This is a genomic window from Aeromonas sp. FDAARGOS 1417 (genome assembly GCF_019046985.1).
Taxonomy (GTDB): domain Bacteria; phylum Pseudomonadota; class Gammaproteobacteria; order Enterobacterales; family Aeromonadaceae; genus Aeromonas; species Aeromonas veronii.
In genome coordinates, this window is sequence record NZ_CP077221.1 from 2,789,600 (window position 1) to 2,808,946 (window position 19,347).

The following is a 19,347-nucleotide window of genomic DNA, read 5'->3' on the forward strand; positions in this document are numbered from 1 at the left end:
CGGACTGCTTGCCACAGGCACATCCTGAGTCACAGGTGCAATGGCAAGATAAACGCCCTCCCCTGCGACTTTATCAGTCTGACTGGTGCAGACCCCGGCGCAGGGTGGCATCCCGCAACACGACCCCATATAGTGCTCACACTTGGCGCCTGATGGCGCGGACTCGACCACAGAGACCCTCAACAACATCATGATGCAAACCATAGAGAGACAGATTGCCGGTGAGCTCAATGCTCGCCCGGAGCAGGTGCAGGCCGCAGTGCGCCTGCTGGATGAAGGCTCGACCGTTCCCTTTATCGCCCGTTACCGTAAAGAGGTGACTGGCGGTCTGGACGATAGCCAGCTGCGTACTCTGGAGAGCCGCCTCGGCTATCTGCGTGAACTGGAAGATCGCCGTCAGGTGATCATTCGCTCCATCGAAGAGCAGGGCAAGCTGACCCCCGAGTTGGCCCGCGAGTTGAACGGCGCCGACAGCAAGACCCGGCTGGAAGACCTCTACCTCCCCTACAAGCCCAAACGCCGCACCAAGGGGCAGATGGCGATCGAAGCCGGGTTGGAGCCGCTTGCCAACCTGCTGCTCAGCGACCCGATGCAGGATCCCGAGCAAGCTGCAGCCACCTTCCTCAATCCCGAACAGGGCATTGCCGACAGCAAAGCGGCTCTCGATGGCGCCCGCTATATCCTGATGGAGCGCTTCGCCGAGCAGGCCGACCTGCTGGAGAAGTTGCGCGGCTACCTGTGGCAAAATGCCACCCTGCGCACCCGCGTGGTGGCAGGCAAGGAGCAGGAAGGGGCCAAGTTCAAGGACTATTTCGAACACGACGAACCACTGCACAAGGCCCCCTCCCACCGGGTGCTGGCCATGCTGCGCGGCCGCAATGAGGGGATCCTCAATCTGGCGCTGGTCACCGGTGACGACGAGAGTGCCAGCCCCTGCGAAGGGATCATTGCCCACCACCTCAAGCTCAATCTGCAGAACCGCCCGGCCGACAAATGGCTGCAGGGGGTAGTGAGCTGGACCTGGAAGATCAAGTTGTCGCTTCAGATGGAGACCGAGCTGATCGGCCGTATCCGCGAGTCGGCAGAGGAGGAGGCAATCAAGGTGTTCGCCATGAATCTCAAGGATCTGCTGATGGCGGCCCCGGCCGGCATGCGCTGTACCATGGGGCTGGATCCGGGCATCCGCACCGGGGTCAAGGTTGCCGTGGTGGATGCCACCGGCAAGCTGGTCGATCACGCCACCATCTATCCGTTCGAACCAAAACGCCAGATTGATCAGAGCCTCAAGACCCTGAGCGAGCTTTGCCAGAAACATAAGGTCGAGCTCATCAGCATCGGCAACGGCACCGCCTCGCGGGAGACCGACCGGCTGGTCAGCGACCTGTTCGAGCGCTACCCCGCCGCCAAGGCGCAGAAGATAGTCGTGAGCGAAGCGGGAGCCTCGGTCTACTCCGCCTCCGAGCTTGCCTCTCAGGAGTTCCCGGATCTCGACGTCTCGATCCGTGGCGCCGTCTCCATCGCCCGCCGCCTGCAAGACCCGCTGGCCGAGCTGGTCAAAATCGACCCCAAGAGCATCGGGGTCGGCCAGTATCAACACGACGTCGGCCAGAGCCAGCTGGCCCGCCGGCTGGATGCCGTGGTCGAGGATTGCGTGAACGCGGTCGGTGTGGATGTGAATACTGCCTCGGTCGCCCTGCTCAACCGGGTTTCCGGCCTCTCCCAGACGCTGGCCCAGAACATCGTCGCCTATCGGGATGAGCACGGCGCCTTCAAGAGCCGTCAGCAGTTGCTGAAAGTGAGCCGACTCGGCCCCAAAGCCTTCGAACAGTGTGCCGGCTTCCTGCGCATTCGCGGCGGCAGCAATCCCCTCGACAGCTCGGCGGTGCACCCGGAGTCTTATCCAGTGGTGGAGCGGATCCTCGCCAAGCTGGAGCAGACCGTGGAGAGCCTGCTCGGCAACAGCAGCCTGCTGCGCAGCCTGAAACCGGCCGACTATACCGATGAGCAATTCGGCGTACCTACCGTCACCGACATCATCGGCGAGCTGGACAAGCCGGGCCGCGACCCGCGCCCCGAGTTCAAAACCGCGACCTTCAAGGAAGGTGTGGAGCAGATCAGCGACCTGGTGCCAGAGATGGTACTGGAAGGGGTGGTCACCAACGTCACCAACTTCGGCGCCTTCGTCGATATCGGTGTTCATCAGGACGGTCTGGTGCACATCTCCTCCCTGACCGACCGTTTCGTCAAGGATCCCCGTGAGGTGGTCAAGGCGGGCGACATTGTGCGGGTCAAGGTGCTGGAAGTGGACGCCCCGCGCAAGCGGATCAGTCTGACCATGCGTCTCGACGAAAAGGCAGGGCAACCCGCCCGCAAGCCGGCTGAAGCGCGCAACAGCAGTGCTGGCAACACCAAACCAAGAAATGAGCCGCGCCAAAGCCCCCCTATGAGTGGTGCCATGGGCAACGCCTTCGCGGCAGCGCTCTCCAAAGCGAAAAAGTAGCGAAACCTTCCAGAAGTCCTCTGAATGCAAAAAGCCCCACAAGGGGCTTTTTTACACGCGAAGCTCAGGATCACTGCGTCAGGGCAGCAAGTATGCTCTCGGGCTCTCCATGCTGGGCCAGCACCTCCCGCAGTCGGTTGAATGCCTTGCAGGCCTCTTGCGGATACTTGCCGTAAGAGACGACGCCGGTGTGGCTCCAGCCAGCCGCCAGCATCACTTTCTTCTTGAAACTGGTTCCTTCAGTTCCACCTCCTCCGAGCTGCATCAGAAACTGCTCCATCTGCAGGTGGGGGGGCGGTACACGGGAGAAGGTGGTGAAATCTTCCGCTTTGACTTCATCGAAATGCATGACAGCTCCTGTGAAATTGGAATGGGCCTGATCTTCAGGTTAGTTGCAAAACAGGCAAAGCAGCTGAAAGTTTGGCGAGGGTGACTCAGATATGCAGACTGAGGGACTGGGTCGAGGCCGGGCTGACAGCCTGTCGATAGTGGCCCGCGATGACGCTGTTGCGCTTGTCCATATAGGCGCTCAGCACACCGCCCGATTTCGCGCTCTGCTCGGCCATCAGCTCTTTGCGCGCCTTGGCCTCACTCGCAGCGGCGCTGCGCGCGACGGCCAGATCCTGCGCGGAAGGCTCGGCGGGCGCCAGCGCTGCAGCGCGTATCTGCTGCATCTTGGCGATGGTAGCGGCAGGGTCACCGGGTACGACACTGGTATCGATCTGGACTTCGCCACCCGTCGCATAACGCTTGCCATCCGGCCCTTGCGTAAACTGATAGGTGGGCGAGCTGGCGTACTCTCCACCCGCAGACTGGTGCGCCTGCTCGTGAGTGCGCACCTCCTTGTCACGCTCGACAAGATCCTGAACCTGCTGCTCTTGCCGCTGTTGCTGCTCCTGCTGTTTGGGATCTTGCTGCTTGCGCTGCCCATCCTCACCGGTGGCCTCGACAAAGCGATTATCTGGCAGTGTCGTCGGGGCTAATTGCCCGGTTTCACGGCTGTTCTGGGAGCTCTGATTGCTGGAGGCCTGACCGGCTTTGGATTTCTCTTTCTGGGAGCCGACTTCGGATTCGGCAACGGAGGCTTGGCCCGCTCGGGCCTGCGGGATCAGTTCTGCCCGGCGATTATCCGTCCTCGCCGCTTCCACCTGGGGTTGCAGCTGTGTCGGGATAAGGGGAGGCAGACTGACATTGATGTTCATCTCACACCCGGATGTCGATCAGGGTTCCCATCATATCGCTGGCGGTCTGCACTACCTTGGCTGAAGCGCCAGCCTGCTGCTCGGCCACCTTGAGATTGACAAGCTCATCGGTCACTTGCACCTGATCCCCGCTGGGGGTGTTGAGGCGGGCGATCTGATTGGATGCCTTGTCGGCAATCTGCTCGGCTCGCTGAAATCCCTGTACCCCGCTGTTGAAAGCAGAATCAATACGCATGGTGTTACTCCTCTGGTCACAGCTTAATTATCCGCCAGACCAGAGGATTAATGAAGCTTGCCGGCTGTTTTTTAGCCAACAAAATCTCGAACGATTTCAATGAATTCGTCAGGATGGGAGATAAAAGGTGCGTGTGAGGCCTTATTAAGGGTCACGCTACGGCTGGCAGGGTAGAGATCGTCCAGCAGGGGAATGGCTGCCTTGGGCACCAATGAATCCAGTCGGCCATAGATCCGCAACCAGGGCAGATCCAGCTCCCGCAGCGGTTCGCGCAGGTCAATCTCGGCCAACAGCGTCAGCCCGGCCTCGAGTGCGGCAAACTGGGGCGCCGGGCGCTCGGCCAGCCAGTGGCGCAACTGACGGATATCGTCCCGGGCGTGTTCACTGCCCATGGCCTGGATCGCCAGAAAGCGCTCTATGGTCTGGCGAAAATCCCCCGCCAGCATCTGGTTGAAGCCGGTCAGAACCTTGGGGGCGATCCCCGGCCACTCATCACGGGCCATGAAACAGGGGGAGCTGGCCACGGTGATCAGGGAGTGCAGCCGATCGGGATGCGTCAGCGCCAACTGGCTTGCCACCAGACCGCCGAGCGACCAGCCAAGCAGATGACACTTCTGCGGCAAGATGGCGACCACCTGCTCGGCAAGCCAGGGCAGGCTGTAATCCACCTCGTCTGCCAGCAGGCTGTTGCCAAAACCAGGCAAATCTACCAGATGAACCCGATAGTGGGGCGCCAACTGTTGGGCAATACCATGCCAGACCGCACCATTCATCCCCCAACCATGCAACAGCACCAGATCGGGCCCCTGGCCAAACTGCTCTACCGATATGCTCATCTAGACTCAAGATCCCTGTTCATGCTTTTGGGGTCAGCATGTTAAAGCGACTGCTCGCTAAAGCAAGCCCGCTGCTCGGCAACCACGGCGACTGGCAAGGGAGTTGCCTCCTCTGTCATCAGCCTTGTGACAACGAGCCCCTGCTCTGCAGCTGGTGTCGGCAGGCGCTGCACCAGTCACAGCCGAGATGCCACCTCTGCGCCGCACCGCTGGCTGACTATATAGAAGAGAGCATACCGGTCTGCGGCCGCTGCCAACGCAGACCTCCCCCCTGGGAGCGGTTGCAGGTGATCGGCGACTACCAAATCCCCTACCCCATGCTGATCCCCCGGCTTAAATATTCCGGCCAGATCCTGCTGGCGCCGCTACTGGCACGCCTCTTGGCCGATCATCTGGATGGCAGCAATCCGCCAGAAGCGATCATTCCGGTTCCCCTTCACTGGTGGCGGCAGTGGCGGCGCGGGTTCAATCAGGCGGAGGAGATCGCGCAAGCCCTTGGCGAGTTCACCGACATTCCCTGCGACAACACTCTGTTGCAGCGCATCAAGGCGACCCCGCAACAAACAACCCTGAGCGCCGGGCAGCGGCGGCGCAATCTGCGCGGGGCATTCCGGATCCGCTCCCACAAATACCGTCATGTCGCCCTGCTCGATGACGTTGTGACCACAGGCGCCACCGCCGGTCAGCTCAGCCGTCTGCTCCATGAGAGCGGCATCACAAAGGTAGAAGTGTGGGCAATCTGTCGTACCCTGCGGCACAGCAAGTAGCCATCGGCATGCTACCCAAGCATTAATAACCGCGTTATCATGAATACCCTAGTCGTACACTCAGGTTTATGAGGATAGTGATGATCAGCATTTCCGACGCCGCCCAGGCCCATTTCCGTAAACTGCTGGAAAAACAGCCTGATGGCACCAATATCCGGGTCTTTGTGGTCAATCCGGGAACCCAGAATGCCGAGTGTGGCGTATCGTATTGCCCGCCCGATGCCGTGGACCCGGAAGATCAACACCTGCCCTTCAGTGGCTTCGACTGCATGGTCGATCCCCTGAGCGCCCCCTTCCTGGTGGATGCCACCATCGACTTCGTGACCGATCAGATGGGCTCCCAGCTCACCCTGAAAGCACCGAACGCCAAGATGCGTAAAGTGGCCGACGACGCGCCGCTAATCGAGCGCATCGAGTACGTGTTGATGTCCGAAGTGAACCCCATGCTGGCCGGTCACGGTGGCAAGGTCACCCTGGTCGAGCTGACTGAAGACAAACTGGCCATCCTGCAGTTTGGCGGTGGCTGCAACGGTTGCTCCATGGTCGATTACACCCTGAAAGAGGGGATCGAGAAGCAGCTGCTGGAGAAGTTCCCGGGTGAACTCAACGGTGTGAAAGACGCCACCGAGCACCAGCGCGGCGACCACTCCTACTACTGATTTGCAGCCCTTGCAGCAAAGAAAAGGCCCCGCCATCTGGAGGGGCCTTTTGCATGGGCAATCGGCAGATTACTCGTCCTTCTTGTCTCGCGACAGCAGGGCGATGGCCGCCTCTTTCGGGTTCTTACCCTCGTAAAGCACCTTGAAGATCTGCTCGCAGATGGGCATCTCGACGCCGCAGCGGGCCGCCAGCAGATGCACCTCTTTGGTGTTGCGATATCCCTCCACCACCTGACCGATCTCGGTCATGGCGGTGTTCACATCCTTGCCAGCCCCGAGGGCCAGCCCGAAGCGACGGTTGCGCGACTGGTTGTCGGTACAGGTGAGCACCAGATCCCCGAGCCCCGCCATCCCCATAAAGGTTTTGGCATCGGCACCCAGCGCAGCCCCCAGACGCTGCATCTCCACCAGACCCCGGGTGATGAGCGCGGTTCTGGCATTGGCGCCAAACCCGAGCCCGTCGGAGAGACCGGCACCGATGGCGATGACGTTCTTCACCGCCCCACCCAGCTGCAGACCGACGAAATCCGGATTGGTATAGACCCGGAACGAGCGGCCACAGTGCAGCAGGTGGGAGAGATCGTCGGCGAACTCGTCGTGAGTCGAGGCGACCGAGATGGCGGTCGGCAGACCGGCAGCCAGCTCCTTGGCGAAGGTGGGGCCGGAGATGACCGCCAGCGGTATCTCGTCACCCAGCACTTCGCGGGCCACATCCTGCAGCAGACGGCCACTGTCCGGCTCCAGACCCTTGGTAGCCCAGGCGATACGGGTATCGGGGCGCAGGAAGGGTTTGATCCGGTTCAGTACATCACCAAATACATGGCTTGGCACGACCAGCAGCAGCACGGGGGCAGCCTGTACCGCACGTTGCAGATCCGCAGTCAGCTGCAGATCGGCAGGAAAAGCGACATCAGGCAAAAATGCCTTGTTGCAGCGGTCTTGTTCCAGCTCGGCGACATGAGCGGGGTCGTGACCCCACAGCAGGGTCGGATGACCATTGCGCGCCAGAGAAATGGCAAGGGCGGAGCCATAAGACCCCGCCCCCAAGACCGAGATAGCGATCTGGTCAGCCATTATCAGGCTTCCGCAGTCGCCTGCTGGGCCTGTGCTTGCGCCATGTGCTGGGCAAACAGGGCATCGAAGTTGACCGGTGCCAGGTTCAGCTGCGGGAAGGAACCCTTGCTCACCATGTTGGCCACGGCTTCGCGGGCATACGGGAACAGGATGTTCGGGCAGAAGGCAGCCAGGCAGTGAGCCAGTTGCGGCTCCGGCAGGTTACCGATGGTGAAGATACCGGCTTGCTGTACTTCGCACAGGAAGGCAGTTTCGGTTTCCAGTTTGCAAGTTACGGTCAGGGTCAGGACAACCTCGTACACGTTCTCAGCCAGGATGTTGGTCTTGGTATCCATATCCAGCTTGACGTCCGGCTGCCACTCTTTCTGGAAGATGTGCGGGGTGTTCGGCGCTTCGAAAGAGACATCCTTGGTGTAAACACGCTGGATGTGGAATTCCGGTTGTACTTCCTGGTTGTTGATCTCGTCAGCCATTTCGTTTGATTCCTTGTTATATGGATAAGTGGGCTCAGGCCCTGCTTAAATCAGCGTTTCTTGGTTACCGGCAGATTTTCTGCACGCCATTGGGCCATGCCACCGCCGAGCACATAAACCTGCTTGAAGCCAGCTTTGCTCAGCTGACGGCCCGCGCCGCCCGCAGTCATTCCCGACTCGCACACCACTATGATGGGGGCATCTTTATGCTTTTCAACCGGGCCCAGATTATTGCTCTGGATCTGGGTCAGCGGCAGGTGCTGGGCACCGGCCAGATGACCCTTGGCGTACTCTTCCTGACTGCGAATATCCACCACGGTGGCATTCTCGCGGTTGATCAGCAGGGTCGCGGTGTGATTGTTGACGGTTTTTACCGGGGACAAACGGGCACGCACAGTGGTGTAAACCAGGGTGCCAGCCAGACCCAACCAGGCTGCGGTCAGCAGCGGGTTACGGGCCGCAAAATCCAAATACTCTTGCATCTTCTACTATCCAGGGACCAAGACAAGGGCCCGAGTATACATGGGGGTATTGATAAGATCAGCCATCTTGGCGGCAAAGCGCGAGCAGGCTCCCATCATCATTGGGCTGCGAGCATGGCAGGAAGAGCGTGGCTTGCGGGGCCACGGGAGCGCCCCTTGGCTATCAGGTGACTATTTCGGCAGATGTAGTAATATTACGCTAGTTTCATTTCCCGCATTTTTTCCAATCCGAGAGGACATAGTCTTATGTCAACAGCTAAGAAACCTTTGGTTCTGGTCATCATGGACGGTTGGGGCTACAGCACCAAGCAAGAGCACAACGCCGTCGCTGCCGCCAAGACTCCCAACCTCGATCGTCTGGCCCGTGACTACACCAGCACCCTGATCTCCGGCTCCGGTCTGGACGTCGGTCTGCCGGATGGCCAGATGGGCAACTCTGAAGTAGGCCACGTCAACATCGGTGCCGGTCGCATCGTCTATCAGGAGCTGACCCGCATTTCCAAAGACATCCAGGATGGCGAATTCTTCCAGAACGTCGAGCTGGCCAAGGCTGTTGACGCTGCCGTGACCAACGGCAAAGCCGTTCACATCATGGGCCTGATGTCCCCGGGTGGCGTACACAGCCACGAAGAGCACATCATGGGCATGATCGAAATGGCTGCCAAGCGTGGCGCCGAGAAGATCTACCTGCACGCCTTCCTGGATGGCCGCGACGTTCCGCCGCGCTCCGCCCAGTCCTCCATCGAGCTGTTCGACGCCCTGTTCGCCAAGCTGGGCAAGGGTCGTTTCGCCTCCATGATCGGCCGCTACTTCGCCATGGACCGTGACAACCGCTGGGATCGCGTGCAGCAAGCCTATGACCTGATGACCCAGGGCAAGGGCGAGTTCACCGCCGAGAGCGCCACCGAAGCACTGGCTGCCGCCTATGCCCGCGACGAGAACGACGAGTTCGTCAAAGCCACCCGCATCGGCGAAGCTGCACCGATGGAAGATGGTGATGCACTGATTTTCATGAACTTCCGTGCCGACCGTGCCCGTGAAATCACCCGCGCCTTCGTTGACACCGACTTCACCGGCTTCGCCCGTGCCGTTGAGCCGAAGCTGAACTTCGTGATGCTGACCGAATACGCGGCCGACATCAAAACTGCCTGTGCCTACCCGCCGACCGCTCTGGTCAACACCCTGGGTGAGTGGCTGGCCAAGCAGGGCAAGACCCAGCTGCGCATCTCCGAAACCGAGAAGTATGCTCACGTCACCTTCTTCTTCAACGGTGGCGAAGAGTCCTGCTTCACTGGCGAAGATCGCGAGATCGTGGCCAGCCCGAAAGTGGCTACCTATGACCTGCAGCCGGAAATGAGCTCCGAAGAGCTGACCGACAAGCTGGTTGCGGCCATCAAGAGCGGCAAGTACGACGTCATCATCTGTAACTACCCGAATGGCGACATGGTTGGTCACACCGGTGTATTCGATGCCGCCGTCAAAGCGTGTGAAGCCGTTGACCACTGCATCGGTCGCGTCACCGACGCCCTGGCCGAAGTGGGTGGCGAGTGCCTGATCACTGCCGACCACGGCAACGCCGAGAAGATGCTGGACGAAGAGACTGGTCAGGCCCACACCGCCCACACCAATCTGCCGGTTCCGCTCATCTATTTCGGTCGCAAAGCCGAGGTAGTTGAAGGTGGCAAACTGTCCGATCTGGCTCCCACCATGCTGACCCTGATGGGTCTGCCGGTGCCGCCGGAAATGACTGGCAAGCCCCTGATGATTCTGAAATAATCCTTCCCCATGCGGGGATGCGAAGTTATTTCACAGAAAACCAGTCGCGTCGGCCTGTTGGCCGGCGCGCTGTTTTTTTGCCTGTCGTTTGGCGCCAGCAAACCGGCTTTGGCCGCCAATCAGCAGCTGGGGACCATGCAGTCCCAGATCAAAGAACAACAGCAGACCATCAAGCTCAGCAAGCAGGAGCTTGCCAAGCTCAATACCCAGCTCAAGGCTGACGAGCAGGCCATCTCGGCCGCCGCCGCCAAACTCAACCAGACCAGGCAGCAGTTGAAGCAGAACCAGCAGACGCTGGCGACCCTGCAAAAGGACAAGCTGGGGCTGGAAGTTCAAGCCAAACATCAAAAGCAGTTGCTGGCCAAGCAGGCGGAAAGCGCCTTTCAAGCGGGCAACCACGACTACCTGAAACTGCTGCTCAATCAGCAGGATCCGGCCAAACTGAGCCGCTCACTCGACTACTACGACTACCTCAACAAGGCCCGCATCGAGGCCATCGACGCCCTGCGCGCCACCCGCGACAAGCTGGCGAAAAACCAGCAAGCCACCAAAGAGACCGAGACCAGACTGCAAACCCTGCTTGCCGAACAGCAGGAGCATCACCAGACCCTGCTGGCCAGCCAGCAGAGCCGGGCCAAGGTGCGCAACAAGTTGCAGCAGTCGGTGCAGGATGACGAGCAGAAGCTCACCAAGCTGGTCAAGGCGGAGAAAGCGCTGAAAGCTCGGCTGGAAGAGCTGCGTCGCAAGCGGGAAGAGCAGGAGCGCCGTGAGCGGGCCGAGCGGGAACGGCTGGCCAAGCTGAAAGCGGAGCAGGAGCGTCAGCACAAGCTGGCCGAACAGCGCCGCACCGAGCAACAACGACTCGCCGCCCAGCAGAATAAAACCGTCAAACCGGCAGAACCTGCCGAAGAGGTGGCCAGCAGCAAACCGGAGCGCGGCTCGGGCATCAGCAGTGCCGGTCACTACAGTGGTCTCAAGACCAATGGCAGCCTGCGCTGGCCGGTACAGGGGCCGATCCTCATCTCCTACGGTTCACCGCGCACCGCCCAGCTCAAGTGGAAAGGCACCCTGATCGGCGCCAGCGAAGGAACCCAGGTCAAGGCGGTTGCACCGGGACAAGTGGTTTACGCCGACTGGCTTGATGGCTTCGGTATGCTGCTGGTAATCGATCACGGTAAGGGCTACATGAGCCTCTACGGTCACAATCAGTCGCTGCTTCGTCAGGTGGGCCAGAATGTGGAACAGGGTGAACCTGTGGCACTGGTCGGTGACAGTGGCGGTCAGGACAGACCGGGCCTCTACTTCGAAATTCGCTATCAGGGCGAGGCCATCAACCCAACCAAATGGCTGGCCAAGGGTTGAGTCAACCCGGCCGACAAACGCATCACACGCTCACTAGCAAAAGCCTGCATCACGCAGGCTTTTGTCGTTTCAGGAGTACAGCAACCCGCTGTCGCTCCCATTTGATGAAAAATTACCTAATTTTTCGCTCGGCTCAGGGGAAGACAACCAGACCGATCTGCTCCAGCAAGGTCTGCTGCTGATCCTCGTTGATCTGCACCCCTTGCAGATCGACCCGGCGCAGATCCAGCCCCGGCAGATCGCACTGGCGCAGATCGCAGCCCTGCAGCTTGAAGCTGGTCCAGTCAATCTGGCCAAACTCGGAGCCGCTGAGATCGGAACCCGCCAGCGAGGCACCAAACAGGTTGGCTCCCTGCCAGCGGTTGCCGGTCAGCTCGCACTTCTCCAGCAGACAACCCTCGAAGCTGGCATAGCTGAAGTTGTTGCCGGTCAGATGGGCCTCGCAGAAGTAGCTTTTGGCGGTGATCTGGTTGGCGAAGCTGGCATGGCTGAAGTTGATACCGACCGCCTGACAGTCGCGCATCTCCAACCCCAGACACTGGCTGCGGCTGCAATCGGCCATGGTGAGATCGCAACGCAGGAAGCTGGCCTCGCGCAGATCGCAACCCTGCAACAGGCAGCCCCGTTCACTCTCCCGATCGTAGAAGCTGCAGTCGATGAAGCGGCTATCGCTCAAATCCAGCCAGGAGAAGTTGCAGCCGATAAAGCGGCACTCCGAGAACTGCTCCCCCTCCACATCCTGTTGCTCGAACCGGACATCCACGAACTGCTTGCCTCTGATCATCGGAAAACTCCTGCAAAAACGGCTTCATATGCTGACTTTATCCGCCAAAAACGGTAATGTTACATGTAACATCCACGCTGGACACCCCTATGAGCCCCACCCGCAAGCGCCGCCCCACCCTGCAAGATATCGCCGACCAGACCGGCGTGACCAAGATGACTGTCAGCCGCTATCTGCGCGACCCGCAGACCGTAGCGGAGGGGACCCGCGAGCGGATCGCAGCTGTAGTGGAAGAGCTGGGTTATATCCCCAATCGGGCGCCGGATATTCTCTCCAACGCGACCAGCAAGGCGATCGGCATCCTGATCCCTTCCCTCTCCAACCAGGTCTTCTCGGCGGTGATCCACGGCATCGAGTCGGTGACCCGACCGGCCGGTTACCAGACCCTGCTGGCCCACTACGGCTATAGTCCGGAGCGGGAGGAGGAGCAGGTCGCGTCCCTGCTCTCCTATCACGTGGATGGGCTGATCCTCTCCGACAGCCAGCACACCGAACGCACCCGCAAAATGATCGCCACCGCCGGCATTCCGGTGGTGGAGACCATGGATCTACCGCAAACCCCCATCGACATGGTGGTCGGCATGGACCATAGAGCCGCCGCCCGGGCCATGGTAACAGAGATGCTGCGCCGGGGCCGTCGCAAGGTGGTCTATCTGGGGGCGCGGCTCGACGTACGTACCCAGCTGCGGATGGAGGGTTACTATCAGGCAATGATCGACTTCGGCCTCACCGGCCAGCATCTGCTGACCGAACAATCCTCCAGCTTCACCCTAGGGGGCGAGTTGCTGGATCAGGCGCTGGTGCGCTATCCCGACCTCGACGGCCTGTTCTGCACCAACGATGACCTGGCGGTGGGCGCCCTGCTGCAGTGTCAGGCCAAGTGGATCCCGGTGCCCCAGCAGATCGCCATCGCCGGTTGCAACGCTCTCGATATCGGCCACGCCATGACCCCCAAGCTGGCCAGTATCGCCACCCCGCGGGAAGCGATCGGTCGGGAGGCGGCCACCATGCTGCTGGCGCGTCTCAACGGCCAATCCCAACCCGACACCCGCAAGGATATCGGCTTCTCCCTCTATGTAGGGGAGAGTCTGGGGTAATCCCTTCCCTCACCCACTTAAGTCACGCCGATAACAAACAGGCCACCCGAGGGTGGCCTGTTTGGTTTTCTGCACACAACTGATGCTTAGCGTTTTACCAACTCAACCGCTTCGCGGGAGAGGCGGGTCACCTCTTCCCAGTTGCCGCTCTTGACCGCATCAGCCGGCAGCATCCAGGAGCCGCCGACGGTGGCGACGCACTTGAGCGCCAGATAGTCGGCCACGTTTTTCGGGCCGATACCGCCGGTGGGGCAGAACTTCACCTGGGGCAGCGGCGCGGCAATGGCGGAGAGTGCCTTGGTGCCGCCGTTCGCTTCGGCCGGGAAGAACTTCAGATGGTCATAACCCGCTTCCAGCGCCTGCATCACTTCAGACGGGGTAGCGACGCCCGGGATCAGCGGTGCAGTGCTCTTGGCCGCGTGGGCCAGCAGGGCCGGGGTCATCCCCGGGGAGATGACGAAGCGGGCACCGGCAGCGACGGCGGCGTCAAACTGCTCGCAGTTGAGCACGGTACCGGCACCGACCATGGCATCCGGCATCGCCTTGGCGATGAGGGCGATGGCATCGAGCGCCACCGGGGTGCGCAAGGTGATTTCGAAGACAGAGATGCCGCCGTCGAGCAGCGCCTTGGCCATCGGCAGGGCCTGATCCAGATCGTTGATAACCATCACGGGTACCAGCGGGGAGGCGGCAAACACCTCGGCCGGGGTCACTTTCCAGTTCTGCATAGCTCTTCCTTAGTCAAAGATGGTGGCGCCACACTCGGCGCTCGATACCGCGCGACGCATCACGCTGAACAGTTCACGACCCCACCCCTCTTGTTCCAGAGTGAGGTCAATCTCGGCCTGGGTACGGCCACTCAAATCGGTCAGACAGTCGAGGCTGCCGTTTACCGCGTCAACCCGCAGCAGGTCGCCGTCAGCAAGCAGGCCGATGGCCCCGCCGTGCAGCGCTTCCGGGGTGACGTGGATGGCGGCCGGGATCTTGCCGGAGGCACCGGAGAGACGGCCATCGGTGACCAGCGCCACCTTGTAACCCGCCTTCTGCAGGTTGCCGAGCACCGGCATCAGCTTGTGCAGCTCCGGCATGCCGTTGGCGGCCGGGCCATTGTGGCGCACCACGATCACGGCATCCTGATTGAGATCACCCGCCTTGTAGGCCGCTTCCACCGCATGTTGGGAGGAGAAGACCCGCGCCGGTGCTTCAATCACCCGATACTCGGGAGCCACAGCGGAGACCTTGACCACGGCGCGGCCCAGATTGCCCGCCAGCAGCTTGGTGCCGCCGGTGGCCTGGAATACGCTGCCGGAAGGTGAAAGCACGCTCGCATCGCCGCTCTCGCCGACCGGCTGCCACACCAGCTGGCCATCCACCAGTGCCGGACGGCTGAGGTAATCCTGCATCTCGCCAAAGACCGGAGTGGCGTCCATGTGGATCAGCCCCTCTTCTGCCAGACGGCGCATCAGGCCAGGCACGCCGCCTGCCTGTTCGAAGGCGTTGACGTCGGCCGGGCCGTTCGGGTACATGCGAACCAAGAGCGGCACCACGTCGGAGAGATCGCTGATGTCATCCCAGGTCAGTACCAGACCGGCCGCGCGAGCCAGCGCCACCATGTGGATGCTGTGGTTGGTGCTACCACCGGAGGCGAGCAGGGCCACCAGACCGTTGACCAGCGAGCGCTCATCCAGCACCTCGCTCAACGGGCGATAGGCCGGGGAACCCGGGATCATGGCGCTGATACGGCGGGCCGCTTCGGCGGTCAGGGCGCGGCGCAGCTCGCTATGCGGGTGCACAAAGGCAGAGCCCGGCAGCATAAGGCCCATGGCCTCGAATACCAGCTGGTTGGTGTTGGCGGTGCCGTAGAAGGTGCAGGTGCCTGCCGCGTGGTAGGCGCCGCACTCCATCTCCAGCAGGGCATCGCGACCCACTTCACCGGCGGCGTACTTCTGACGCACCTTCACCTTCTCGTCGTTGCTGATGCCGCTCGCCATCGGGCCGGCAGGCACAAATGCAGTCGGCAGGTGAGCGTGGGAGAGGGCCCCCATGATCTGACCCGGAGCAATCTTGTCGCAGATGCCGAGCAGCAGGGTCGCATCAAAGGTGTTGTGAGAGAGCGACAGTGCGGTCGCCTGGGCGATCAGGTCGCGGGAGAAGAGGGACATGTCCATCCCCGGCTGCCCCTGAGTCACGCCGTCGCACATGGCGGGCACACCGCCAGCGACCTGGGCGCTGTGGCCCAGCTCGGCCAGTACCGCTTTGATCTGATCCGGATAGCCCTTATAGGGCTGATGGGCGCTCAACATATCGTTGTAGGCGGTGACGATGCCGACGTTGGCGCGGGTCATATCGAGAATGCGACCCTTCTCGTCACTGCTGCAGGCAGCCACGGCGTGAGCCAGGTTGCCGCAGGCCAGCGCGGCGCGGGTCTTGCCCTGCTCGGCCTGACGCTGGATGCGGGCCAGAAATGCCTGACGACGGGCGACACTGCGCTCGCGGATGCGGGCGGTGACGTCGGAAATTACCTGATGAATCATTGGGCTTGCTCCAATGCTGTGACGGCGCGGTCAACCACCTGTTCGAAGGTGCCGTCTATATCAATGTGGAATACACCGGCTTCGCCATCCGGGCGCTCCAGGGTATCGAACTGACTTTGTACCATGCTTTCACGCATGAAGTGGCCCTTGCGGGCACGCATCCGCTCGAGGATCAGCGGCTGGCTGCCATCGAGGAAGATGAAGCTGACCGACTCGTTGCCTTCGCGGATCTGGTCGCGGTACTTCTTTTTGAGGGCGGAACAGACAATGATACCGGTCTCGTTCTTCTGCTCGAGACTGTAGGCGGCGTCGCGGATCCGCTCCAGCCAGGGGGCACGATCCTCATCGTTGAGGGGGTTGCCGCCAGCCATCTTCTGGATGTTGGCCTTGGGGTGCAGGTCATCACCATCGATGAACTTGGCGCCCAGCGCTTCGGCCACTTTCAGACCCACGCTGGATTTGCCGCTACCACACACACCCATCACGATAATGCACTTACCCGCCATAATTTGACCTCTGTCCCACTTTTCAAAAAACCAGCTGTTGATGGGTTCTAATCTAACACGTTACCGGTAACATGTTACCGGTAACGATTGAAAATGTGAAGTCTGCCACAGACTGAGCAAACCCATAGTCACCTGGGCATATGATGTTGAGCCCTTGCCATAAATCTAAATAAATCATAAAGATATGGTTTGCCGACGGATCGGCAAGGTGTCACGACTGAACTTGGAAAAAGGAACGCATAACAATGTCTGACCTCTCCCTGATCATGACAGCCGCCGGCTCGATTGTGCTGCTGCTCTTCCTGGTGATGAAGGCCCGGCTCCACGCCGTGGTAGCCCTGATCCTGGTCTCCATGGTGGCGGGTCTCGCCGCTGGCATGAACCCGGCCGACATCGCCAACACCATCCAGAAAGGGATGGGCGGCACCCTAGGTTTCGTCGCGGTAGTGGTGGCGCTGGGCGCCATGTTCGGCAAGGTGATGGAAGTGACCGGTGCTCTCGACCGGGTGGCTCACACCCTGCTCGGCAAGTTCGGCGTCAAGCGCGCCAACTGGGCAATGGCCCTGACCGGCTTTGTCTGCGCCCTGCCGCTCTTCTTTGATGTGGCCGTGGTGCTGCTGATCGGCGTCGCCTTCGCCATCGTCCGTCGTGGCGGCGGCAGCGTGGTGAAGATCGGTATCGCTCTGCTGGCCGGTATCGCCACTTGCCAAGCCTTCCTTATCCCGGCGCCGGGCCCGATCCTGGTGGCATCCCAGCTGGGTGCCGACTTCGGCTACATGATCCTGTTCGGCCTGATCGCCGCCGTACCGGCGCTGATCCTGGCTGGCCCGCTGTTCGGTGACTTCATCAGCAAGATCGTCGATGTGCCGCTGCCTGCCGATGCCCAGAACAGCGTACACGATGACAGCAAATCCCTGCCCTCCTTCGGGCTGGCCATGGGTCTGATCGGTCTGCCGCTGCTGCTGATCGGCCTCAAGACCATCGTCGGTCGCTTCGTCGAGGCGGGCTCTACCCTGCACAACTGGCTGGAGTTCATCGGTCACCCCTTCACTGCCATCATGGTCGCCTGTCTGGCCGCCTTCTATCTGCTGGGTATTCGCCGTGGCATGTCCCGTGACGAGGTGATGAGCGTCTGCAACAGCGCCATCCAGCCCGCCGGTGTCATCATTCTGGTGACCGGTGCCGGTGGCGTGTTCAAGCAGGTGCTGGTTGATTCCGGCGTGGGTGCCGCCCTTGGCAACATGCTGGCCGACTCCGGTCTGCCCATCGTCGCGCTGGCCTTCATTCTGGCCGCCGCGGTACGGGTGATTCAGGGTTCTGCCACCGTCGCCATGCTGACCGCCTGTGGTCTGGTGCTGCCGATGCTGGAACCCCTCGGCCTGAACGGTGCCCAGCTGGCGGCCGTCACCATCGCCATTGGCGGCGGTGCCATCGTGCTCTCCCACGTCAACGACTCCGGTTTCTGGCTGGCCAACCGCTACCTCGGCCTGACCGAGAAGCAGACCCTGCAGACCTGGACCGTGATGGAGACCATCATCGGCACCACCGGCGGCGTGATGGCGATGATCATCTACAGCTTCCTCTGACAAGGGCGAAATGTGTCTAGTCCTGAAATAGGTTTACACATTTTCAACTAGCATTTCTCTACTCAGAACCCCCGATGTACCGCATCGGGGGTTCTGTATTTTAACGCATGATGCGGCCGCTCCGCGTTGTAAATATCCACTGCCTCACGCACCATCTCCCGCGCTTGCGTTAAATCCTGCGGGCTTTGCAACAATAACTCTCCTTTCAAAATCCCGTTCACCCGCTCCGCCAACGCATTCTGGTAACAGTCATACCCATCCGTCATCGAGCATTTCACCCCGTACCGTTCATGTAATGACTGATACAGCCCCGAGCAATACTGCACGCCGCGGTCCGAGTGATGGATGAGTTCACCGCCGCCACGTCGTTGCTTCAGCGCTTTCTTGAACGCCATCGCAACCGACTTGGCATGCATCCCTTCGTGCACGTGATGGCCCACTATCTTGCGTGAGTAGACATCCGTCACCAGGCTCAGGTACAGCGGTCCGCTCCTGGCGGGCAGATAGGTGATATCTGCGACCCAGACCTGCTCCGGGGCCACCGGCGTGACCTGCTCTGGCCCCGCCTTGAGCAAGTTGGGATGACGGTAGAAACGGTGAAAACTGTGGGTGGTCTTGTGATACGCCCGCTTAGGCTGCACCAGCAAGCGGTGCTCGGCCAATATCCGAAACAGCCTGTCACGCCCTACCTTGAGCCCGCCATCATCCTGACCCTGCAGCAGATAATGCAGCTTGCGGGTGCCGACCCGAGGTTGTCGCAGTCGAACCTGACGCACGAAGCGCACCACCTGCAATCCTTGTGCATGGCGCTCGTCGGCGACCCGATTGCGCTTGTAGTAAGCCTGCCGGCTTATCCCCAGAAACAGGCAAGCCCTGACAATGGTCAGCCTCTCGACTTGCCGCTGCGAGAGGACTTGCTGGGTCGCTTTTTTACGATGGAGACGCCGTAGTCATTCTTCAGTACATCGACGACGGCCTCAAAGAACTGGGCCTTCTGGCTCATCAGCGCCAGCTGCTGCTCGAGCTCCTTGATGCGCTGTTCGGGCGTCTGGTTGTCGGGGTCAGGCATGGTGATACTCCTGCCGGCACGCACAGAAGCCCCCTGACTCCAATCTTGCCGACCATGTTTACGCAACCATACCAGAACGGTGGAGCGGCCCTGAATGCCATAACGCACCTGAGCCTGTTTGTAGGTGAGCTCGCCTTTTTCAATCTGCTCGACCAGCGCCAGTTTAAAAGTCAGCGAGTAATCGCGCTGTGTCCGTTTCACACCTTGTCCCATCGGGCTCTCCATTTATTGGGGGGAAAGGTGTAAACCATATTCAGGACGGGACAATGCTGACAAAAAGGCCTCACTCGTGAGGCCTTTTTCATCTTTCTGATGATTCTTTCTTTGGCTGAGAGGGCGAGATTGCTAGAATCGCCTATTCATCGCTCCGAGTGGAACGCTTAACCCCGTGATTTCAGGTTTATC

19 protein-coding genes are annotated in these 19,347 nt (G+C 60.7%); 7 read left to right on the forward strand and 12 right to left on the reverse strand.

Annotated elements, in window-relative coordinates; genetic code table 11:
• Nucleotides 1-190 precede the first annotated feature (190 nt).
• Nucleotides 191-2,500 carry a Tex family protein gene (locus I6L47_RS12850; RefSeq protein ID WP_216947553.1) on the forward strand — a complete coding sequence of 770 codons (2,310 nt, stop codon included), beginning with the start codon at nucleotides 191-193 and terminating at the stop codon, nucleotides 2,498-2,500.
• Nucleotides 2,501-2,570: 70 nt separating this feature from the next.
• On the opposite strand, the gene I6L47_RS12855 is transcribed toward I6L47_RS12850, so the two are convergent.
• The 4 genes from I6L47_RS12855 to bioH form a co-directional block, all read right to left on the reverse strand.
• On the reverse strand, nucleotides 2,571-2,849 hold the full coding sequence (locus I6L47_RS12855; protein ID WP_005355353.1) for a hypothetical protein: 279 nt from the start codon (nucleotides 2,847-2,849) through the stop codon (nucleotides 2,571-2,573).
• A gap of 85 nt (nucleotides 2,850-2,934) precedes the next feature.
• Complete coding sequence (locus tag I6L47_RS12860) at nucleotides 2,935-3,702, reverse strand: putative metalloprotease CJM1_0395 family protein (protein ID WP_167557245.1); 768 nt, start codon at nucleotides 3,700-3,702, stop codon at nucleotides 2,935-2,937.
• Nucleotide 3,703: 1 nt separating this feature from the next.
• Nucleotides 3,704-3,937, reverse strand: coding sequence for a flagellar basal body rod C-terminal domain-containing protein (locus tag I6L47_RS12865; RefSeq protein ID WP_005340632.1), 234 nt, complete (start codon nucleotides 3,935-3,937; stop codon nucleotides 3,704-3,706).
• A 71-nt stretch (nucleotides 3,938-4,008) separates the two neighbouring features.
• A complete protein-coding gene (gene bioH / locus I6L47_RS12870) occupies nucleotides 4,009-4,773 on the reverse strand; it encodes a pimeloyl-ACP methyl ester esterase BioH (protein WP_069527609.1) in 765 nt (254 codons plus the stop codon).
• Nucleotides 4,774-4,811: 38 nt separating this feature from the next.
• Between bioH and I6L47_RS12875 the strand changes: the two genes are divergently transcribed.
• A complete protein-coding gene (locus I6L47_RS12875; protein ID WP_139735433.1) occupies nucleotides 4,812-5,540 on the forward strand; it encodes a ComF family protein in 729 nt (242 codons plus the stop codon).
• An 80-nt stretch (nucleotides 5,541-5,620) separates the two neighbouring features.
• On the forward strand, nucleotides 5,621-6,199 hold the full coding sequence (gene nfuA / locus I6L47_RS12880; RefSeq protein WP_005340636.1) for a Fe-S biogenesis protein NfuA: 579 nt from the start codon (nucleotides 5,621-5,623) through the stop codon (nucleotides 6,197-6,199).
• 69 nt (nucleotides 6,200-6,268) lie between these two features.
• Here the strand turns inward: nfuA and gpsA are convergent, their stop codons facing one another.
• From gpsA to I6L47_RS12895, 3 genes are read right to left on the reverse strand one after another with little or no spacing between them, the layout of a single operon-like run.
• Complete coding sequence (gene gpsA, locus I6L47_RS12885) at nucleotides 6,269-7,273, reverse strand: NAD(P)H-dependent glycerol-3-phosphate dehydrogenase (RefSeq protein ID WP_139735434.1); 1,005 nt, start codon at nucleotides 7,271-7,273, stop codon at nucleotides 6,269-6,271.
• A gap of 2 nt (nucleotides 7,274-7,275) precedes the next feature.
• A complete protein-coding gene (gene secB, locus I6L47_RS12890; RefSeq protein ID WP_005340639.1) occupies nucleotides 7,276-7,746 on the reverse strand; it encodes a protein-export chaperone SecB in 471 nt (156 codons plus the stop codon).
• Nucleotides 7,747-7,796: 50 nt separating this feature from the next.
• Nucleotides 7,797-8,228 (reverse strand): rhodanese-like domain-containing protein, encoded by a 432-nt coding sequence (locus I6L47_RS12895; protein ID WP_005340640.1) that lies wholly within the window; start codon nucleotides 8,226-8,228, stop codon nucleotides 7,797-7,799.
• A gap of 246 nt (nucleotides 8,229-8,474) precedes the next feature.
• Between I6L47_RS12895 and gpmM the strand changes: the two genes are divergently transcribed.
• Both gpmM and envC read left to right on the forward strand, forming a co-directional pair.
• Nucleotides 8,475-10,004, forward strand: coding sequence for a 2,3-bisphosphoglycerate-independent phosphoglycerate mutase (gpmM, locus tag I6L47_RS12900; RefSeq protein ID WP_005356867.1), 1,530 nt, complete (start codon nucleotides 8,475-8,477; stop codon nucleotides 10,002-10,004).
• Nucleotides 10,005-10,013: 9 nt separating this feature from the next.
• Complete coding sequence (envC, locus tag I6L47_RS12905; RefSeq protein WP_216947554.1) at nucleotides 10,014-11,366, forward strand: murein hydrolase activator EnvC; 1,353 nt, start codon at nucleotides 10,014-10,016, stop codon at nucleotides 11,364-11,366.
• Between the two features lie 133 nt (nucleotides 11,367-11,499).
• On the opposite strand, the gene I6L47_RS12910 is transcribed toward envC, so the two are convergent.
• Nucleotides 11,500-12,150: a Qnr family pentapeptide repeat protein gene (locus tag I6L47_RS12910; protein ID WP_005340643.1), complete on the reverse strand. Its 651-nt coding sequence runs from the start codon at nucleotides 12,148-12,150 to the stop codon at nucleotides 11,500-11,502.
• 89 nt (nucleotides 12,151-12,239) lie between these two features.
• Here I6L47_RS12910 and I6L47_RS12915 point away from each other — a divergent pair, with 89 nt between their 5' ends.
• On the forward strand, nucleotides 12,240-13,247 hold the full coding sequence (locus I6L47_RS12915; RefSeq protein WP_139408825.1) for a substrate-binding domain-containing protein: 1,008 nt from the start codon (nucleotides 12,240-12,242) through the stop codon (nucleotides 13,245-13,247).
• 86 nt (nucleotides 13,248-13,333) lie between these two features.
• Here I6L47_RS12915 and I6L47_RS12920 read toward each other — a convergent pair whose 3' ends face one another.
• Genes I6L47_RS12920 through I6L47_RS12930 form a run of 3 tightly spaced genes read right to left on the reverse strand, consistent with a single transcriptional unit; the run spans nucleotide 13,334 to nucleotide 16,287 of the window.
• Nucleotides 13,334-13,975 carry a bifunctional 4-hydroxy-2-oxoglutarate aldolase/2-dehydro-3-deoxy-phosphogluconate aldolase gene (locus I6L47_RS12920; protein WP_216947555.1) on the reverse strand — a complete coding sequence of 214 codons (642 nt, stop codon included), beginning with the start codon at nucleotides 13,973-13,975 and terminating at the stop codon, nucleotides 13,334-13,336.
• Between the two features lie 9 nt (nucleotides 13,976-13,984).
• The gene (edd, locus tag I6L47_RS12925) at nucleotides 13,985-15,781 is read right to left on the reverse strand and encodes a phosphogluconate dehydratase (RefSeq protein WP_216947556.1); all 1,797 of its coding nucleotides are present in this window, start codon (nucleotides 15,779-15,781) and stop codon (nucleotides 13,985-13,987) included.
• A complete protein-coding gene (locus tag I6L47_RS12930) occupies nucleotides 15,778-16,287 on the reverse strand; it encodes a gluconokinase (protein WP_005340649.1) in 510 nt (169 codons plus the stop codon). Before I6L47_RS12930 ends, edd begins: the two co-directional genes overlap by 4 nt.
• A gap of 245 nt (nucleotides 16,288-16,532) precedes the next feature.
• On the opposite strand from I6L47_RS12930, the gene gntU reads away from it, so the two are divergent.
• Nucleotides 16,533-17,873, forward strand: coding sequence for a gluconate transporter (gntU, locus tag I6L47_RS12935; protein ID WP_005355418.1), 1,341 nt, complete (start codon nucleotides 16,533-16,535; stop codon nucleotides 17,871-17,873).
• 62 nt (nucleotides 17,874-17,935) lie between these two features.
• Here the strand turns inward: gntU and I6L47_RS12940 are convergent.
• A protein-coding gene (locus tag I6L47_RS12940) for an IS3 family transposase (protein ID WP_216947557.1) occupies nucleotides 17,936-19,155 on the reverse strand; the annotation gives its coding sequence in 2 pieces (ribosomal slippage) (nucleotides 17,936-18,807 and nucleotides 18,807-19,155; 1,221 coding nt in all).
• Nucleotides 19,156-19,347 lie beyond the last annotated feature (192 nt).

Coding starts and splice junctions, on each gene's coding strand:
- I6L47_RS12850 (WP_216947553.1), top strand. CDS start 191: ATGATGCAAACCATAGAGAGACAGATTGCCGGTGAGCTCAATGCTCGC.
- I6L47_RS12855 (WP_005355353.1), bottom strand. CDS start 2,849: ATGCATTTCGATGAAGTCAAAGCGGAAGATTTCACCACCTTCTCCCGT.
- I6L47_RS12860 (WP_167557245.1), bottom strand. CDS start 3,702: ATGAACATCAATGTCAGTCTGCCTCCCCTTATCCCGACACAGCTGCAA.
- I6L47_RS12865 (WP_005340632.1), bottom strand. CDS start 3,937: ATGCGTATTGATTCTGCTTTCAACAGCGGGGTACAGGGATTTCAGCGA.
- bioH (WP_069527609.1), bottom strand. CDS start 4,773: ATGAGCATATCGGTAGAGCAGTTTGGCCAGGGGCCCGATCTGGTGCTG.
- I6L47_RS12875 (WP_139735433.1), top strand. CDS start 4,812: ATGTTAAAGCGACTGCTCGCTAAAGCAAGCCCGCTGCTCGGCAACCAC.
- nfuA (WP_005340636.1), top strand. CDS start 5,621: ATGATCAGCATTTCCGACGCCGCCCAGGCCCATTTCCGTAAACTGCTG.
- gpsA (WP_139735434.1), bottom strand. CDS start 7,273: ATGGCTGACCAGATCGCTATCTCGGTCTTGGGGGCGGGGTCTTATGGC.
- secB (WP_005340639.1), bottom strand. CDS start 7,746: ATGGCTGACGAGATCAACAACCAGGAAGTACAACCGGAATTCCACATC.
- I6L47_RS12895 (WP_005340640.1), bottom strand. CDS start 8,228: ATGCAAGAGTATTTGGATTTTGCGGCCCGTAACCCGCTGCTGACCGCA.
- gpmM (WP_005356867.1), top strand. CDS start 8,475: ATGTCAACAGCTAAGAAACCTTTGGTTCTGGTCATCATGGACGGTTGG.
- envC (WP_216947554.1), top strand. CDS start 10,014: ATGCGGGGATGCGAAGTTATTTCACAGAAAACCAGTCGCGTCGGCCTG.
- I6L47_RS12910 (WP_005340643.1), bottom strand. CDS start 12,150: ATGATCAGAGGCAAGCAGTTCGTGGATGTCCGGTTCGAGCAACAGGAT.
- I6L47_RS12915 (WP_139408825.1), top strand. CDS start 12,240: ATGAGCCCCACCCGCAAGCGCCGCCCCACCCTGCAAGATATCGCCGAC.
- I6L47_RS12920 (WP_216947555.1), bottom strand. CDS start 13,975: ATGCAGAACTGGAAAGTGACCCCGGCCGAGGTGTTTGCCGCCTCCCCG.
- edd (WP_216947556.1), bottom strand. CDS start 15,781: ATGATTCATCAGGTAATTTCCGACGTCACCGCCCGCATCCGCGAGCGC.
- I6L47_RS12930 (WP_005340649.1), bottom strand. CDS start 16,287: ATGGCGGGTAAGTGCATTATCGTGATGGGTGTGTGTGGTAGCGGCAAA.
- gntU (WP_005355418.1), top strand. CDS start 16,533: ATGTCTGACCTCTCCCTGATCATGACAGCCGCCGGCTCGATTGTGCTG.